Source organism: Flavonifractor sp. HCP28S3_F3 (assembly GCF_052065355.1).
Taxonomy (GTDB): domain Bacteria; phylum Bacillota; class Clostridia; order Oscillospirales; family Oscillospiraceae; genus Flavonifractor.
In genome coordinates this window covers 67,733-83,353 of the sequence record NZ_JBQHUF010000001.1, presented here as the reverse complement: position 1 = coordinate 83,353, position 15,621 = coordinate 67,733, and the positions used below count along the sequence as shown (strand labels likewise).

Genomic DNA, 15,621 nt, shown 5'->3' with positions numbered 1-15,621 from the left:
TAGCGGAGGTTTTCCAGAATTTCCAATAGCAAGTATTGATAGATTTAATTATTCTATTTGAAATTCCAATGATAATGAGATACAATCAGAGGGAAAAGGGGGCAGAAATATGGACGCCATCTATCTGGACAACGCCTGCACCTCCTTCCCCAAGCCGGACGCCGTGCCAAAAGCCATGTATGATTACATGTGCCAGGTGGGCAGCAACGTGAACCGTGGCTGCTATCAGCGGGCCTACCGGGTGGAGGAGACGGTATATGAAACCCGGCAGATGCTGTGCAAGCTCTTTGGCGGAGACGATATCCGCAACGTGGTCTTTACCAAGAACGTCACCGAGAGCCTGAACGTGCTGCTCAAGGGGTTTCTGAAGCCGGGAGATCACGTCATCGTCTCCTCCATGGAGCACAATGCGGTGATGCGCCCGCTGGTGCAGCTGGAAAAGCTGGGAGTATCCTTTACCCGGGCCATGTGTGGCGAGACAGGCGCGCTGGATCTCGCCATTTTAGAGGGCTGCCTGCGGCCCAACACAAAGGCGGTAATGATGACCCACGCCAGCAACGTGTGCGGCACCATGCTGCCCATTGCCGCCGTGGGAGACTTCTGTACCACCCACGGCCTGCGGTTCTTTGTGGACTCCGCCCAGACCGGCGGGGTGTTCCCCATCCACATGGGGGACATGCACATTGACGCCCTGGCCTTCACCGGCCACAAGAGCCTGCTGGGACCCCAGGGGATCGGCGGCTTTCTGCTGCGAGACGGCATGGAACGGGAGTTGGAGCCATTGCTCTCCGGCGGCACCGGCAGCGTCAGCCATTTGGAGGAGCTGCCCGACTTCATGCCCGACCGGTTTGAGCCGGGCACTCCCAACCTGCCCGGCATCGTGGGACTTCATGCGGCGCTGAACTGGCTGGAGGAGACCGGCATAGAGGCCATCCGGGCCCACGAGCTTTCACTCACCCAGCGGTTTCTGGACGGCCTGCTGGCGCTGCGGGCAGCTGGCCTGCCCCTGCGCATCGTGGGCCGGGAGGACACGGAGGGCCGTACCGGGGTGGTGTCCATCCAGACCACCGACCGGGACATGGCAGAGGTGGCCTGCCGCCTGGACGAGAACTACGGCATCATGACCCGGGTGGGCCTCCACTGCGCACCCTCCGCCCACAAGACTTTGGGCACCTATCCCGCCGGTACCATCCGCTTCTCCTTCGGCTGGCACAACACGGAGGAGGAGATCGACCTGGCCCTGGAGGCTCTGGAACACATTATGAAGGGACGGCCTGGGCTATGGACATGAAGCAGCTCCAGTCCTTCACCGCGGTGGTGGAGTACCGCAGCTTCACCAAGGCGGCGGAAAAGCTCTACATCTCCCAGCCCACCATCAGCACCCACATCCGCCTGCTGGAGGAGGAACTCCACTCCTGCCTTATCCTTCGCAGCAAGCGGGGCGTGGAAGTCACGCCCCGGGGTCAGGAGCTGTACGAGTGTGCACGGGATATCCTGAGCCTGAGGGACAACCTGATCCGCCGCTGGACGGAGGAGCAGAATCAGGTCATCCAGCTTGGGGCATCCACCATCCCATCAGCCTACATCCTGCCTGAAATTTTGCCGGAATACGGGCGGCTCCACCCGGAGGTCTATTTCACCATCCACCAGAGCGACAGCCAGGGAGTAGCAGACGGCATCCTCAACGGCAGCTTTGACCTGGGTCTGGCGGGCATGGAGGTGAGCCATGAGCAGTTGTCCTGTGTCCCCTTCTACCGGGATCGTATGGTGCTCATCACTCCGGTGACCCCTCACTTTCTGGAGCTGAAAGAGCAGAAGGACGTGCCGTTGGATGTTCTTTTGCGGGAGCCCATCATCCTGCGGGAGCAGGGCAGCGGCAGCCGGAAGAGCGCCGAGCGCTTTCTGGACAGCATGGGCGTCCGTGAGGAGGAGCTCAACGTCACCGCCCGCATCAACGACCAGGAGTCCATTAAGAACCTGGTGGCCGGCGGGCTGGGGGTATCCATCCTCTCCGAGCGGGCGGCCCGGAATTTCGCGGAGGAAAAGCGGGTGCTCCTCTTCGAGCTGCCCGAACGCAGCTCAAAAAGATATCTGTATCTTCTCTTTCGCAAGAACTTTGTGCTGCGTTCTTATATCCAGGCTTTCTGCGACCACGTCAAGAAATACTACGCCGCCACTCTCCGGCCCTGATAAAAAACTCCGGAGCGTCCCAGCAGGACGCTCCGGAGTTTTTATACTGTCAACGGAACCAAATGGTCATGTCATATTTGAAGGTGCGGTAATTCTGCATGGTGCACTCATAGGCATATTCCCGGATCAGCTCGCCGTCGGCATCGTACTCACCGAACACCATGGCCACGCCGCTGTTCACCGTCCAATTGCCGGAATCCCCACACTGGGAGCCGTTGGACACGATACTGGAATAGGGCACGTCGAAACTGCGCTCCAGGGCGAAGGTGCGGTTATTCTCGTCGATGCGGTAGATGTACACCTGGCTGGTCTCCTCACCCTCCTGGTACAGGCCGGCGCCCACACTGTCCGCCACCTCCATCTCAAAGTCGCGGCTGTTCAGAGACCAGTAGTTGTTGTTGTACAGCGCCAGATAGTAGACGCCATCCTCTTCCCCATCAGCGTAGTACTCTACACAGTGCTGGCCGTACTGGGGCACAAAGTCCCCCTCCTGGGTCAGGCAGGCGTCGGCATAGGGGGTGTCTGCCCAGAACCGATCATCACCGGCCAGCCAGTCCACAGCGGGATCGGTGTGCAGATCCTTCACCTTGATGATGGTGGCGGTCTCACGGGAGGAGACAATCAGGCTGTCCTCTTCCGGCAGATACTGCAGGCTGTTCAAGTGGATCCAGTCCCACTCACCCGCCTGCCAGAAGAAATCGTCGGTGGCGCCCACCGGTCTGGTCATACTGAAATAGGGCTCCATCAACTGGGCAAAGTCCAGCAATTGAGTGACTTCCCCACTCTCCAGATCAACGGACAGCAGCCGGTCCTCTACCGTCTCACCGCCCCGCTCCTCGGCCAAGGCCAAGACCTCACCATCCGCGCCGAAGCCGATGTCGTGGTGCAGGTCGTAGCCGTCCAGGTCATAGATCTGGGTCACCTGGCCCAGGCCGTTGATCCGGGCCAGCTTGGAGGAGGACACACAGGTCAGGATCTCATTGTCCACAAACAGAATCCGGTCAAAACCATAGCCCTCCAGCACCATCTCATAGCGCAGGATGCCGTCGTTGTCATAGAAGAATCCATAGCCCAGATATCCGTTGACCCGCATCATGGTGAACAGGCCCTCCGCCTGCTCCGCCTCCGAGGAGCCGTCGGTCACCTCCAGCCGGGTGGCATAGCCCGAACTGGTCTCCGGCATGTCCACCTGGAAGCGCACCACCTGTCTGGTATTGCCCCAGCTGCCGGTCATAGTCAGGGTAACGTAGTTGGTCTCCCCAGGCACCAGACCGATCACCTGGAACTCATGGGTCCGGGAATACTCCTGGCCTGAACTGTCGGCGGCGTCAGCGGTAAAGTCGGGGATATCCTCGCTGTCCACGTGCACCGTGTAGCTGACGGCGGTAGCCCGATCGGTTTCAAAATACAGATACAGCCCATTGCTCCCGGTGCCATATGGATTGAGCACAGCCAGAGGTGTGGTGGCCGTCCACGCCATATCCCCTGTGTGCTTCAGCTCCTCCAGGGCGCCTTCCAGCCGCTCCTGCACGCCCAAATCATAATAGCTGAATCCTTCTTCCTCGATATCCTGAGGCACCAGTTGGATAGCCCGCAGGCCATCTCCCAGTTCTGCCTCCGCGAAGTCCACCTGCCACTCGTCCATCTCAGCAATGACATCGCCGGTCTCAAAGGTCCAGTCGGTACGCACGGTGTGCTCCTGCTCCGTAAAATATTTTGAGACCAGCAGAATCGTTACCGGGATCAGGATCACCAGAGCGATCACGATGACCAGCAGGATCAGGCCTGTTTTCTTCCAGCTCTTTTTTGACGTCGCGTTCTTTGATGCCATATTTTTCGCCTCATTTTAAAATTTTTATTATAAAAGTGAAATGGCTATCAGCACAACACCCAATGCGGTAAGGATCACGCCAGTCAGGCGATTAAGCAGCAACGCATCTGCACGGGTGGCGATTTTAGCTGCGATCTGCGCCCAGATAAGCGTGAAGATCACACACATCACCAGTAGGAGCGGACGGGGCACACTGCCCATGGCAAAGTGACTCAAAGACCCTGTCAGCGCAGAAAAGGTCATCACAAAGACGCTGGTCCCCACAGCGGTTTTCAGCTCGTAGCCCAGTACCGCCGTCAATACCATCAGCATCATCATGCCGCCGCCTGCTCCGAAAAAGCCGCAGACCAGTCCGATACAGGCGCCGCCCACAGCCCCCTTGATGATCTGCACAGCGCGGCTGCCGCCCTGAAGGGTGCGGTTTGGCGACGTGACGGGAAAAAACAGGAAGCGCAGACCAAGCACCAGCGTCATGAATACGGAAAATCCGCCCAGCGTGCTGTTGGGCACCATAGTGGACAGCCAGCTGCCCACCATGGTCATGCCCAGCACCCCGCACATCATCACCAGCCCGTTTTTGATGTCGATGGCGCCGTTTTTCGCATAAGTATAGGCACTGACCGCGCTGGCCAACACGTCACTGGCCAGTGCAATGGCAATGGCGTCATAGGCCGGCACGCCCAGAAAGGTGACCAGCATAGGGCTGATCACCGTGGCCGCACTCATTCCCGCAAAACCAGTACCCAGTCCCGCGCCAGCGCCGGCCAGAAAGCAGATCAAGATCTGAAACCAAAGCTCATTCAACTCAGACTTACTCCTTAGTTATGGGTTCTCTGTCCTATGCTAGCAGATACCGGCTTTTTTCTCAACAGTTTCCTTGTGGGACAACCGCAAATTTTTGACATATTATTTTTCCGACAGAAACCATACACTTGACAATGTCCACCTGTGGCGCTATAATGTCCTTCACAAGTAAACAGGACAGTTGAAGCGCCCAGGAAAAAGCATTGGCTTGCCGAAGGAATAACACTCTCAGGCGTTCCGCTCCGGAACAAAGACTGCGCGTGAATGTCACTCTGGAGAAGCTCACGAACTGGGTGCCGAAGGGGCAAAGCGGTGGAAGAAAGGCCGCCAATCTCTCAGGCAAAAGGACAGAGGATAAACGATACCGGCGGTGCCGTTTGGCCCGACCGGGGATTTTGTTTGTTTTTCAGGCCGTGGGCAGACCCACGGCCTGTTTTCTTGAGAAAACAAAAGCGAGGAATCACTATGTCGGAAGCACTGCAATCGTTAGAAGCCTGGCTCTATCCCATCGTCTGCGACATCAACATCACACTGTCCAGCTACATTCTGGTCTTTCTGCTGATCGGAGTAGGGCTGTGGTATTCCATCCGCACCCGGTTCATTCAGATTCGCTGCTTTGGTGAGGGCATGCGGAAGGTCTTTGGCAATCTGTCCCTGCACGGCGGCCGTCAGGAACGGGGCATGAGCTCCTTCCAGGCTCTGGCTACAGCCATCGCCGCCCAGGTGGGTACCGGCAATATCGTGGGCGCCTCCGGTGCCATTCTTACTGGCGGTCCCGGCGCCATCTTCTGGATGTGGGTCATCGCCTTCTTCGGCATGGCCACCATCTATGCTGAAGCCACGTTGGCCGTCAAGACCCGCGTGGTGGACGAGAAGGGCAATATCCATGGCGGCCCGGTCTACTACATCACCACCGCCTTCAAGGGCACTTTCGGTAAGTTCCTGGCCGGCTTCTTTGCCGTGGCTATCATCCTGGCCCTGGGATTCATGGGCTGCATGGTCCAGTCCAACTCTATCGGCTCCACCTTCCAGACCGCTTTCGGCGTGCCCTCTTGGGCAGTGGGCATCGTGCTGGTCATCATCTGCGCGGTGATCTTCCTGGGCGGCATCAATCGGCTGGCAGCTGTGACCGAAAAGCTGGTGCCCATCATGGCGGTGATCTTCCTGGCTGGCGGTCTGGTGGTACTGGTAGTCCGCTTCCGCTATATTCCTGAAACCTTCGCCATGATCTTCCGCTATGCCTTCCAGCCCCAGGCCATTATCGGCGGTGGGTTCGGCTACGCCATCAAAACAGCCATCAGCCAGGGCGCCAAGCGGGGCCTGTTCTCCAACGAGGCCGGCATGGGTTCCACCCCCCACGCCCACGCCCAGGCCAACGTGAAGGATCCTCATGAGCAGGGCGTGGTGGCTATGGTAGGCGTATTCATCGACACCTTCGTGGTACTGACCCTCAACGCCCTTGTGGTCATCTCCACCCTGTACACCAGCGACGGCATTCTCCACACTGGCGTTATCCCGGAGGGAATCAGCAAAACCAATCTGGCTCAGACGGCCTTCGGTACCGTGTTCGGCACGGAAGGCGGTGCCATGTTCGTGGCGGTCTGCCTGTTCTTCTTCGCCTTTTCCACCGTGCTGGGCTGGAACATGTTCGGCAAGATCAACGTGGTCTACCTTTTCGGCAAGAAGGCAGCCCCTGTATACGCTGTCATCGCTCTGCTTTTCATTTTCCTGGGCACCCTTATGTCCAACGATCTGGTGTGGGAGCTGACCGACATGTTCAACAACCTGATGGTCATCCCCAACGCTATCGCCCTTTTCGCCCTGACGAGCACGGTAACCAGTATCGCCCACGGCAGAGGGACACGGCAATCGATCAAAAAGTAAGGCTCCCAGCAAAATAAAAGGCTGCCGGTGCATGATCAACATGCACCGGCAGCTTTTTTATTCCCCCATTTCCAGACCTGCCACCACTTCCCGTACACAGGCCAGGAAATGAGCGGTCAGAGGCGAGGGGGCCTTTCCACTTCGGGTGGCAAGGCCGATCTCACGGAAGCGGGGTCGCTCCAGGGGGATGGCGGAGAAGCGCCGGCTGGTGTTCCGCAGCACCAACTCCGGCATAATGCTTACCCCCAGCCCTTGCTCCACCATAGACAGGATGGCAAAGTCATCGTTCACGTTGTACTGAAGATTGGGCCGGATCCCCTCCTCCTGGAAAATGCGGCTGATCTCCACATCCCGCTCCTCCAGGATCCGGATGTAGGGGTCCTGCCCAAAGCGCTCCATGGGGTAACAAGCGGCGTGAGCCAGGGGGTGGTCTGGGGGCAGCACTGCCAGCAGCCGGTCGCGGCGCAGGGGAATGGTATCCAGCCCCTCCCCTGCCGGCAGCCGCAGAAAACCGCAGTCAACCTGTCCCCGGCGTATCAGGTCCTCCACCTCTGCAAACTCCCAGCTGCTGACCAGCTCGAAATGGATCCCGGGGTAGCGGTCCAGAAAGGCCTTCATGATGGCCGGCAGCCAGTGGATGGACACACTGGTGAAGGTCCCCACCCGCAGTGTTCCACAGGTCATGCCATGGAGCTCCGCCACCTGTTCCTCCAGCTCCTTGGCCGCGTTACAGACCGCCTGGATATAGGGCAGCAGCGCCTCCCCGCCTGAACTGAGGGCCACTCCGCCCCGGCCACGGGTCAACAGCCCCATATCCCACTCCCGTTCCAGCTCGGCGATGGCCCGGCTCACCGCCGACTGGGTGTAACCCATAGCCTCTGCCGCCCGGGTGATGCCTCCCAGCTCTACCGTTTTCAGCAAAGCCTGATATTTAGTCAGGTTCATTTTATCATTCCTTTTTCTCATGTAAAACATGAAAAATATTCGTTTGCTTCATGTGCATCTCTATTGTATACTATAATCAGAAGGAAGGCAAGAGCGCCAGAAAGAAAGGAGCGATCGTCATGAAAAAGAACATTACCATGGAGACCAGCAAGCGGGCCGCGGGTTATGAGCTGCTGCGCAAGGGTATCCCCTCCGGCCTGGTCAGGGAGTATTGGGCCGGAAGCCCCTGGCGAGCGCTCCGGGACTGCGTCCGGGGCGTGTAAGAGCAACCTGCCTCACAGGTTGGGGAGAGCATATAGGGACAGGGCGTCCCGCCAAGTGGCGAGTCGCCCTGTCCCCGTTCCTGTCTGATCGGATAACATTATTTCCGGTAGCAAATCTCGTGGCGCTTGGGACCGGTGGAGACGATGGTGATGGGCGCCTCGATCTCCTTCTCAATGAAGTCCACATAATCCCGGGCCGCCTGAGGCAGCGCCTGGTAGTCGGTGATGCCCCGGATATCGCACTTCCAGCCGGGCAGCGTGGTATATACCGGCTTAGCCCGGTCCAGCAGAGCGGGCACCGGGAAGTCACGGGTCACCTGACCGTCGATCTCATAACCGGTGCACACCTTGATCTCATCCAGATAGCCCAGGCAGTCAATGGCGGTGAGGGCCACCTGGGTAGTGCCCTGCACCATGCAGCCGTAGCGGGTAGCCACCGCATCGAACCAGCCCACACGGCGGGGCCGGCCGGTAGTAGCACCGTACTCGCCGGCGTCGCCGCCCCGGCGGCGCAGCTCCTCGGCCTCGTCTCCAAAGAGCTCACTGACAAAGGCGCCAGCGCCCACGGCGGAGGAATAGGCCTTGGTCACGGTAACTACATCGCCAATGGCCGTAGGAGGCACACCGCCGCCTACAGTACCAAAGCCAGCCAGGGTGTGGGAGGAGGTGGTCATGGGGCAGATGCCCAGGTTGGGGTCCTTCATTGAGCCCAGCTGACCCTCCAGCAGCACCTGCTTGCCGGACTTCAGCGCACGATGGACGAAGCTCACGCCATCACCCACATAGGGCTCCAGAATCTTGCGGTAGCCCATCAGCTCCTCAAAGAGGGCATCGGGATCCAGCAAAGGCTTGTGGTAGAGATGCTCCAACAGGACATTCTTCAGCTCACAGATATGAGCCAGCTGGCCCTTGAGCCGCTCCTCATGCCAAAGGTCGGCCACCTGGATGCCGATCTTGGCGTATTTATCGGAATAGAAGGGGGCAATGCCCGACTTGGTGGAGCCGAAGGCTGCCCCGGCCAGACGCTCCTCCTCGTAGGAATCCAGCAGCACATGATAGCTCATCAGCAGCTGAGTCCGCTGATCCACGATGATATGGGGCGCGGGAACGCCGCCATCCTCCAGATGCTTCAGCTCTGCGGCAAACTTGTTCACATCCAGCGCCACACCGTTACCGATAATGTTGGTAATGTGGGGATAGAACACACCGGAAGGGAGCTGATGCAGGGCAAATTTTCCGTAATCGCAGATGATCGTGTGCCCGGCATTGGCGCCGCCCTGGAAGCGGATAACTACATCGGACTGCTCAGCCAGCAGATCGGTGATCTTACCCTTGCCTTCATCGCCCCAGTTGGCGCCGACGATTGCCTTTACCATATCGTTTCCTCCTGCCGCGGGGATTCGCACATTGGCCTTTTCCCGTCAGCAAACCGTTGGGTCAGTATCAAAAGGCTGCCCCAACGTGGGATATTATATCCCCATTTCCCTGTTCGGACAAGGCAGAATGGGCAAAAATTTGCATAAAATTCACTTTTTCCTCTGTCCACTAATAGGAAGTTCCGGCAATCCCCCAGGCAGCTGCCAGGCATCCGTTCGGCTAAGGACACACCGCCCCTTGCCGATGCATTCCTCCGCCTTCCAGCAGACCAAAATCCGACCTTCTTCGCAGTTCACTTCAGCAGTCAGGCCAGCGTTCCACGGCTCAAATGGCCGAGACCGGCTTCTCGCCTCCTGCGCCGCTGTACATGCCCGCTGATATACCTCTCCCTCCCATCTGCGCAGCCAGGCTTCTTCCAGTTTGCGATAATAGCGGACCACACGTCGGGGCGCGCCTGTTGGCAATGCGATCCTGGGCGGCGGGAAGGACAGCACCGGCTCCCCCTCCCAAAGCAGGTTTCGGAGCTCCGGCTCCGCGATACTGCCCTTTTCCGGCTCTTTCATTACAGCGCCCTCCTTTTCTGGTATAATTTTCTATCCAGTTTATGCGTTTTTTCTAAAAGGAGTGAAAAAATGGTTTACTTCCATACTTCACTTTGATAAAATATAAGACAGTCACCATTGCGATTTTAAGTAGGAGGTCAGACGGCCTATGACAAAAAATGAAAAGCGGCAGCATGGCGATGTACTTTATCAGGCGATCCTTACTCTGAAGGATTTGGACGAGTGCAAGAAGTTCTTCTCTGATCTGTGCACCGTCGCAGAACTGCGGGCCATGGAACAGCGTTTTGAAGTGGCCATGCTGCTGTCCGAAGGCATGATCTACAACGACATTCTGGAGCGCACCGGTGCCTCCAGCGCCACCATCAGCCGGGTCAACCGCTCCCTTCAGTACGGCGCAGACGGCTATCAGGCGGTCCTGCCCCGAATCAAGGAGCAGCAGGGCGACGATGGCGTATGAGTACTTGGCCCAGTGCTATGACCAATTCACGGAGGATGTGGGCTACAGCCGGTGGGCGGACTATGTGGAAAAGCATTTCGCCCGCAGCAAGCTTCCCATTCATACGGTTTTGGATCTGGCCTGCGGCACCGGCAGCCTGACCAGACTTCTGGCCCAGCGGGGCTATGAGATGATCGGCGCCGATCTTTCCGAGGAGATGCTGGCCCAGGCGGCGGAAAAATGTCGGGGTGTGGGGGATCCGGAGCCTATTTTCCTTCATCAGGCAATGGAGGATCTGGATCTCTACGGCACCATCGACGCTTGCGTCTGCTGCCTGGACAGCGTTAACTATGTCACCCGGTCCGGGAAACTGGCCCGGGCCTTTCAGCGTGTGCACACTTTTTTGATGCCGGGCGGGCTGTTTCTGTTCGACATCAACACGCCGGACAAGCTGCGTGGTCTGGACGGTCAGATGTTCCTGGACGAGACCGAGGACGCCTACTGTGTCTGGCGGGCAGAATACTCTCCCCGACGGCGGGTGTGCACCTATGGCATGGACATTTTTCAGCGGATGGAAGGCGACCTCTGGCAGCGCCGGGAGGAGCTCCACGAAGAATATGCCTATGAGCCGGATGAGCTGGAGGCATTGCTGCGCCAGGCCGGCTTCCGGCAGATCAAGCAATACGGCGAGCTACGTATGCGCGCCCCTCGGGAAGGCGAGGGCCGCATCTTTTTCGCCGCACGAAAGGATACCTAATTATTATGGCAGATACAATTATTCGCGCATTGGCAAAAGACGCACCGGTGAAGGCCTCGGTCATTTCCGCCCGTGACATGGTGGAACGGGCCAGGCAGATCCACAAGACCCTCCCCACCGCCACCGCCGCTCTGGGCCGGGCCCTGATGGGAGCCTCTATGATGGGCAACCAGCTGAAGGTGGAGGACGGTTCGGTGACCCTCCGAATCAAGGGTGGCGGACCCCTGGGTCCTATTACAGTGGTGTCCGACAGCACGGGCAACGCCCGGGGCTATGTCGGTAATCCGCTGGTGGAACTGCCCTTGAAGGGGCCGGCCAAACTGGACGTGGGTTCCGCCGTGGGCCAGGACGGCTCTCTGACGGTCATTAAGGACCTGGGCATGAAGGAGCCCTATGTGGGCACCGTCCCCCTGGTCTCCGGCGAAATCGCCGAGGATATCACCTCTTATTTTGCCGAGAGCGAACAGATCCCCACCGCCTGCGCCTTGGGGGTGCTGGTGGACGTGGATCAGAGTGTCCTCTGCGCCGGCGGCTACCTGATCCAGCTGCTCCCCGGTGCAGATGACAAGGTGATCACCGCCGTGGAAAACGGCATCCAGCGGGTAGGTCCGGTGACCGAAGCCATGCGCGGCGGTATGGATGCCAAAGCACTGCTGGAGCAGGTGCTCTCCGACTTTGAGCTGGAGATCCTCTCCGAAGAGCCGGTGGAGTACCGCTGCTACTGCTCCCGGGACCGTGTCAGCCGTGCTCTCATCAGCATGGGCCGACAGGAGCTGGAAGAGCTGATCCAGGATCAAGGAAAGGCAGAACTGACTTGTCAGTTCTGTGACAAGGTCTACCAGTACTCCAGGGAAGAACTGGAGGAACTGCTGGCGTCCTTGGACAAATAATCACGCTGGCGGGCCGTTTCTACCCTGTCAGAAACGGCCCGCAAAATATTCTAAAATTTTTTTGGAAAAACAGTTGACAACCCGCAAAGCTTCTAGTATAATAACCTTCGCTGCTTGACCGAAAGCAGACTTGATCACGGGAGCATAGCTCAGCTGGGAGAGCGCATGCCTTACAAGCATGATGTCACAGGTTCGAGCCCTGTTGTTCCCACCACTCTCTTTTAGAGAGCTCCCGTACCCCCTACCGTATGGCGCGGTAGTTCAGTTGGTTAGAACGCCGGCCTGTCACGCCGGAGGTCGAGGGTTCAAGTCCCTTCCGCGTCGCCATTTGCCTCTGTAGCTCAGTTGGTAGAGCAGGGGACTGAAAATCCCCGTGTCGCTGGTTCGATTCCGGCCGGAGGCACCATTCCGTTCCTGGCGGATACCTCAGGGTATCCGCCAGGGGCAACTTTTAAACCCAGGCATCATCTCTTCCCTTTCTGCATAAGATGGGATCAGATATGCAGGTGTAGCTCATCTGGTAGAGCGCCACCTTGCCAAGGTGGAGGTAGCGAGTTCGAGCCTCGTCACCTGCTCCAAAAAAGATCACAGGTTTCCTGTGATCCATATGGCGACATAGCCAAGTGGTAAGGCAGAGCTCTGCAAAAGCTCCACCCCCAGTTCGAGTCTGGGTGTCGCCTCCATAAAAATAACCACACCGTCAGGTGTGGTTATTTTTATGGAATCCTAGGAAATTTGAAATGCTCGGCGGAAGTGAATTCCGCCTGCGTGTTACCAAACGGGACCTGCTGCTCCAAATAGATTGACGGCAGCGAATTGCTATGGTTTACTAATGGTAGATTTACACAAACCTATATATGGGTTCGGATGTGGAGAGAGCTTTCAACATGAATTGGAAACGAGTATATCTGCTTTTTATTACTCTGCTGGTTCTCACTTTCCTTTTTTTCAACTGTAACTGGAATATGGGCAGCGGTATATATGCAGGGGACGATCCTGCCGCTGCGATACCGGAAGCTGACTGCTCCGAACCGGTTGCTTCTTCGGAACAAGATGCGTTGGATGCGTACGCCGCCTTCCTATCAGGCAACTGGACTGATCTGGGTGATGCACAGCCAGAGACCTGGTGGATCCCCGGTTTTCCGAACAATGCCGATTTATTTGGATACGAGTATACCTATTTGGATCTGGATGGGGATGCAAGTCCGGAATTGCTTGTTCAAATGGAGGACGATCCGGGCGGCTATAATGGAGTTTTCCATTTTGACGGCAAAAGACTCCGGTGTTGGAACAGTGATGCGGTAGAAATGACCTGCCGGGATTATCCGCTCACAGACGGGGCCATGGTGCGGCAGTATGACTACGGGGGGACCCGCTCTTATGTGCTCTTCCGCTACCGCTCTGACGGGGAGAGCGAGACGCTCCATTCCCTGTTTGCCCGGGACGAACTGGTTTACGAGACCAGCACCCTGCCCTGTCCCTACTATGAGGTTGACGATGTGGAAGTGAACGAGGCGGAATTTGAAGCCCGGCTGGACGCGCTGGTGGAGTCGAATCTGCTGGACCGCTCCTGCTGGATCTCCATAGGGGAACTGGAGGAATCGTAGTTGACGAAGCCGCCTGGGGTTAAGCGCAGAAGTTCCGGTTTCGGCCAGCATCTAAAGTGTTCGGACCAGACAAAAAAATAACCACACCGTCAGGTGTGGTTATTTTTTTGGATCCCTGGGAAATTTGAAATGCTCGGGCAAATGAATTGCCCATCTTCGCGCTAAGAGCCGCCCTACGGGCGGTTGCGCTCCGAAACGCCGCTGCGGCGGCAACCCGCCAAGGTTTGCCCTTCGGCAAAACACTCGTACGGCGAAAATGCGCCGCCCCGCCGTGCGGGGCCCCGGTTTTGACTGGCATCTATACTTTACGGACAAGGCACAAAAATAACCACACCTTACGGTGTGGTTATTTTTATGAGTACCCGGGAAATTTAAGGTACAGCGTAAAAGCACCGCACCACCGTGTGGGGGCTCCGATCTCAAAAGAAACACCAGCCAAATGGCTGGTGTTTCTTTTTTACTGTGACATTCACGTCCGAATCCGTAGTATAGGAGTGAGGAAGAAAGGAGGGCAAAATGGAGGACGCCAAAATCATCGACCTGTTTTTCCTGCGCTCGGAGGCAGCCGTCACAGAGTTGGAGAAAAAATACGGAACAGCTTGCAAACAGCTGGCGTTCCATATTTTAAACAGCAAAGAGGACGCAGAGGAGTGTGTGAACGACGCCTATCTGGCTGTGTGGAACAACATCCCACCCAATCGGCCGGACCCACTGCGGGCCTATCTTTGCCGAATTGTACGGAATCTCTCCATCAAAAAATATAAAGCGAACACTGCAGAAAAGCGCAACAGCTTTTATGATATGTCATTGGAGGAACTGGCGGAGTGTATTCCGGCCCGCGAGACGGTAGAGGACCAGTGGGATGCAAAAGAGCTGGGCAAACAGCTGGACGCTTTTCTCGGTACTCTGGACCAAAAGAGCCGCATCCTGTTCCTCCGGCGGTACTGGTTTTCCAAATCTCTGGCCGAGTTGGCCTCAGAATTCCACATCACGGAGCACAACGCTGCCGTCCGGCTGTCACGGATCCGGGCAAAGCTACGGAACTATTTGTCAAAGGAGGGTATTCAGAGATGACACGGGAACAGCTATCAGATGCCTTGGGGGAGATCAGCCCCCGCTATGTGGAGGAGGCGTTGACGGAAGCTGGTCGACATTCCGCAAGGTCCAGAGGCTTTTTCCGGGCAGGTCTGGCCGCAGCGGTGATCGCGGGGCTGCTGATGCTCACAACAGGGGCCGTATTTTTACTTAAACCGGTTTTACAGACCTACTTTGGAGAGTCCGCAGCCTATGTCTACCAGAAGAACAGTCAGATCCTGAACCTGAGCCAAACCGTGGAGGGGTGGACCATGACCCTTACCGACTGCATCGGTGACGACAACCGCTTATATGTGGGAATAGAGGTCACAGCCCCCGAAGGGACCGTGCTAATGGAGTCGGGGTCTCCCCTTCCGTATTCGATTGAAGAGATCGGCATCGATGTCAGCGAGGGCGCCAGGCACCCCGGCGCATGGTACATTAGTCAGATCCCGGATAACAATGAGGCAGATAACCATCTTCGCTTCGTCCTCTGGATGAATTGTCAGGAGTCTCTGCATGGGAAGGCCCTTTCCCTGACTCTGGGCAAACTCTGCCACGACAATAGTGTCTGTGACTTCGACGGGAGCTGGACCTTCCAGAATATCCAGCTGGATCTGGCGGACCAGAGTATCCGGCTGGAGCCTCAGGTATCTGTCCCTGTGTTGGATACCACTGCCACTCTGACGGAGCTGACCGTCTCCCCTGTTTCCATCACCCTTTATTTCCAGGGAGAGGGACTGATCGGACAGTGCCAGCGCTATCCCAACGGTACAAACATCACGGACCCCACCATTGTCCTCTATGACCACGAGGGCAACGTCATGCAGTTGGAATCCCAGCATGCCCCCTTCGGCAGCCGTGCAGGCAGTGGCGACAACAACGCGACAGGAGAACTTCGGATTGTACAGAGCTATGAGACCTTTATCGATCTGGATGCACTGGACCACATCGAGATCTGCGGGGTTCCCATTCAGATAAGCCAATAACCTCCCACTCC

At 57.4% G+C, this 15,621-nt stretch carries 15 protein-coding genes, 5 tRNA genes and 1 riboswitch; of the genes, 15 read left to right on the top strand and 5 right to left on the bottom strand.

Translation table 11 applies throughout. The features are described 5' to 3' along the window. Positions 1-109 precede the first annotated feature (109 nt). Entirely contained in the window at positions 110-1,291 is a 1,182-nt protein-coding gene (locus tag ACTNB1_RS00445) for an aminotransferase class V-fold PLP-dependent enzyme (protein WP_441167319.1), read from the top strand. Beyond that, entirely contained in the window at positions 1,282-2,190 is a 909-nt protein-coding gene (locus ACTNB1_RS00440) for a selenium metabolism-associated LysR family transcriptional regulator (RefSeq protein WP_441167318.1), read from the top strand. Before ACTNB1_RS00445 ends, ACTNB1_RS00440 begins: the two co-directional genes overlap by 10 nt. Before the next feature lie 49 nt (positions 2,191-2,239). Here the strand turns inward: ACTNB1_RS00440 and ACTNB1_RS00435 are convergent, their stop codons facing one another. Together ACTNB1_RS00435 and ACTNB1_RS00430 are read right to left on the bottom strand one after the other, a co-directional pair. Further along, on the bottom strand, positions 2,240-4,021 hold the full coding sequence (locus ACTNB1_RS00435; protein ID WP_441167317.1) for an aryl-sulfate sulfotransferase: 1,782 nt from the start codon (positions 4,019-4,021) through the stop codon (positions 2,240-2,242). A 27-nt stretch (positions 4,022-4,048) separates the two neighbouring features. Beyond that, positions 4,049-4,825: a sulfite exporter TauE/SafE family protein gene (locus ACTNB1_RS00430; RefSeq protein ID WP_441167316.1), complete on the bottom strand. Its 777-nt coding sequence runs from the start codon at positions 4,823-4,825 to the stop codon at positions 4,049-4,051. Between the two features lie 270 nt (positions 4,826-5,095). Next, positions 5,096-5,178, top strand: a riboswitch (glycine riboswitch). A 112-nt stretch (positions 5,179-5,290) separates the two neighbouring features. Here ACTNB1_RS00430 and ACTNB1_RS00425 point away from each other — a divergent pair. After that, positions 5,291-6,709: an alanine/glycine:cation symporter family protein gene (locus tag ACTNB1_RS00425; protein WP_441167315.1), complete on the top strand. Its 1,419-nt coding sequence runs from the start codon at positions 5,291-5,293 to the stop codon at positions 6,707-6,709. A 57-nt stretch (positions 6,710-6,766) separates the two neighbouring features. Here the strand turns inward: ACTNB1_RS00425 and ACTNB1_RS00420 are convergent, their stop codons facing one another. After that, positions 6,767-7,654 (bottom strand): LysR family transcriptional regulator, encoded by an 888-nt coding sequence (locus ACTNB1_RS00420; RefSeq protein WP_441167314.1) that lies wholly within the window; start codon positions 7,652-7,654, stop codon positions 6,767-6,769. 119 nt (positions 7,655-7,773) lie between these two features. Between ACTNB1_RS00420 and ACTNB1_RS00415 the strand changes: the two genes are divergently transcribed. Then, a complete protein-coding gene (locus ACTNB1_RS00415) occupies positions 7,774-7,917 on the top strand; it encodes a hypothetical protein (protein ID WP_441167313.1) in 144 nt (47 codons plus the stop codon). A 98-nt stretch (positions 7,918-8,015) separates the two neighbouring features. Here ACTNB1_RS00415 and ACTNB1_RS00410 read toward each other — a convergent pair whose 3' ends face one another. Then, positions 8,016-9,293: an adenylosuccinate synthase gene (locus tag ACTNB1_RS00410; RefSeq protein ID WP_441167312.1), complete on the bottom strand. Its 1,278-nt coding sequence runs from the start codon at positions 9,291-9,293 to the stop codon at positions 8,016-8,018. Between the two features lie 150 nt (positions 9,294-9,443). Beyond that, on the bottom strand, positions 9,444-9,857 hold the full coding sequence (locus ACTNB1_RS00405) for a hypothetical protein (RefSeq protein WP_441167311.1): 414 nt from the start codon (positions 9,855-9,857) through the stop codon (positions 9,444-9,446). A 148-nt stretch (positions 9,858-10,005) separates the two neighbouring features. Between ACTNB1_RS00405 and ACTNB1_RS00400 the strand changes: the two genes are divergently transcribed. The 11 genes from ACTNB1_RS00400 to ACTNB1_RS00350 all read left to right on the top strand — a co-directional run bounded on the left by ACTNB1_RS00400 (position 10,006) and on the right by ACTNB1_RS00350 (position 15,610). Continuing rightward, positions 10,006-10,314 (top strand): YerC/YecD family TrpR-related protein, encoded by a 309-nt coding sequence (locus ACTNB1_RS00400; protein ID WP_441167310.1) that lies wholly within the window; start codon positions 10,006-10,008, stop codon positions 10,312-10,314. Then, complete coding sequence (locus ACTNB1_RS00395; RefSeq protein ID WP_441167309.1) at positions 10,304-11,050, top strand: class I SAM-dependent DNA methyltransferase; 747 nt, start codon at positions 10,304-10,306, stop codon at positions 11,048-11,050. The genes ACTNB1_RS00400 and ACTNB1_RS00395 overlap by 11 nt, the downstream gene beginning before the upstream one ends. Before the next feature lie 5 nt (positions 11,051-11,055). Further along, positions 11,056-11,940 carry an Hsp33 family molecular chaperone HslO gene (gene hslO, locus ACTNB1_RS00390; RefSeq protein WP_441167308.1) on the top strand — a complete coding sequence of 295 codons (885 nt, stop codon included), beginning with the start codon at positions 11,056-11,058 and terminating at the stop codon, positions 11,938-11,940. A gap of 138 nt (positions 11,941-12,078) precedes the next feature. Then, positions 12,079-12,154 (top strand) — tRNA-Val (locus ACTNB1_RS00385). Between the two features lie 36 nt (positions 12,155-12,190). Continuing rightward, a tRNA-Asp gene (locus ACTNB1_RS00380) sits at positions 12,191-12,267 on the top strand. A 3-nt stretch (positions 12,268-12,270) separates the two neighbouring features. Continuing rightward, a tRNA-Phe gene (locus ACTNB1_RS00375) sits at positions 12,271-12,346 on the top strand. Between the two features lie 96 nt (positions 12,347-12,442). Next, a tRNA-Gly gene (locus ACTNB1_RS00370) sits at positions 12,443-12,518 on the top strand. 31 nt (positions 12,519-12,549) lie between these two features. Further along, positions 12,550-12,623 (top strand) — tRNA-Cys (locus ACTNB1_RS00365). Positions 12,624-13,247: 624 nt separating this feature from the next. Beyond that, positions 13,248-13,547 carry a hypothetical protein gene (locus ACTNB1_RS00360; RefSeq protein ID WP_441167307.1) on the top strand — a complete coding sequence of 100 codons (300 nt, stop codon included), beginning with the start codon at positions 13,248-13,250 and terminating at the stop codon, positions 13,545-13,547. 516 nt (positions 13,548-14,063) lie between these two features. Continuing rightward, positions 14,064-14,621 (top strand): RNA polymerase sigma factor, encoded by a 558-nt coding sequence (locus ACTNB1_RS00355; protein WP_441167306.1) that lies wholly within the window; start codon positions 14,064-14,066, stop codon positions 14,619-14,621. Further along, the gene (locus tag ACTNB1_RS00350) at positions 14,618-15,610 is read left to right on the top strand and encodes a DUF4179 domain-containing protein (RefSeq protein WP_441167305.1); all 993 of its coding nucleotides are present in this window, start codon (positions 14,618-14,620) and stop codon (positions 15,608-15,610) included. The genes ACTNB1_RS00355 and ACTNB1_RS00350 overlap by 4 nt, the downstream gene beginning before the upstream one ends. The last annotated feature ends 11 nt before the right edge of the window (positions 15,611-15,621 follow it).

Coding starts and splice junctions, on each gene's coding strand:
- ACTNB1_RS00445 (WP_441167319.1), top strand. CDS start 110: ATGGACGCCATCTATCTGGACAACGCCTGCACCTCCTTCCCCAAGCCG.
- ACTNB1_RS00440 (WP_441167318.1), top strand. CDS start 1,282: ATGGACATGAAGCAGCTCCAGTCCTTCACCGCGGTGGTGGAGTACCGC.
- ACTNB1_RS00435 (WP_441167317.1), bottom strand. CDS start 4,021: ATGGCATCAAAGAACGCGACGTCAAAAAAGAGCTGGAAGAAAACAGGC.
- ACTNB1_RS00425 (WP_441167315.1), top strand. CDS start 5,291: ATGTCGGAAGCACTGCAATCGTTAGAAGCCTGGCTCTATCCCATCGTC.
- ACTNB1_RS00420 (WP_441167314.1), bottom strand. CDS start 7,654: ATGAACCTGACTAAATATCAGGCTTTGCTGAAAACGGTAGAGCTGGGA.
- ACTNB1_RS00415 (WP_441167313.1), top strand. CDS start 7,774: ATGAAAAAGAACATTACCATGGAGACCAGCAAGCGGGCCGCGGGTTAT.
- ACTNB1_RS00410 (WP_441167312.1), bottom strand. CDS start 9,293: ATGGTAAAGGCAATCGTCGGCGCCAACTGGGGCGATGAAGGCAAGGGT.
- ACTNB1_RS00405 (WP_441167311.1), bottom strand. CDS start 9,857: ATGAAAGAGCCGGAAAAGGGCAGTATCGCGGAGCCGGAGCTCCGAAAC.
- ACTNB1_RS00400 (WP_441167310.1), top strand. CDS start 10,006: ATGACAAAAAATGAAAAGCGGCAGCATGGCGATGTACTTTATCAGGCG.
- ACTNB1_RS00395 (WP_441167309.1), top strand. CDS start 10,304: ATGGCGTATGAGTACTTGGCCCAGTGCTATGACCAATTCACGGAGGAT.
- hslO (WP_441167308.1), top strand. CDS start 11,056: ATGGCAGATACAATTATTCGCGCATTGGCAAAAGACGCACCGGTGAAG.
- ACTNB1_RS00360 (WP_441167307.1), top strand. CDS start 13,248: ATGACCTGCCGGGATTATCCGCTCACAGACGGGGCCATGGTGCGGCAG.
- ACTNB1_RS00355 (WP_441167306.1), top strand. CDS start 14,064: ATGGAGGACGCCAAAATCATCGACCTGTTTTTCCTGCGCTCGGAGGCA.
- ACTNB1_RS00350 (WP_441167305.1), top strand. CDS start 14,618: ATGACACGGGAACAGCTATCAGATGCCTTGGGGGAGATCAGCCCCCGC.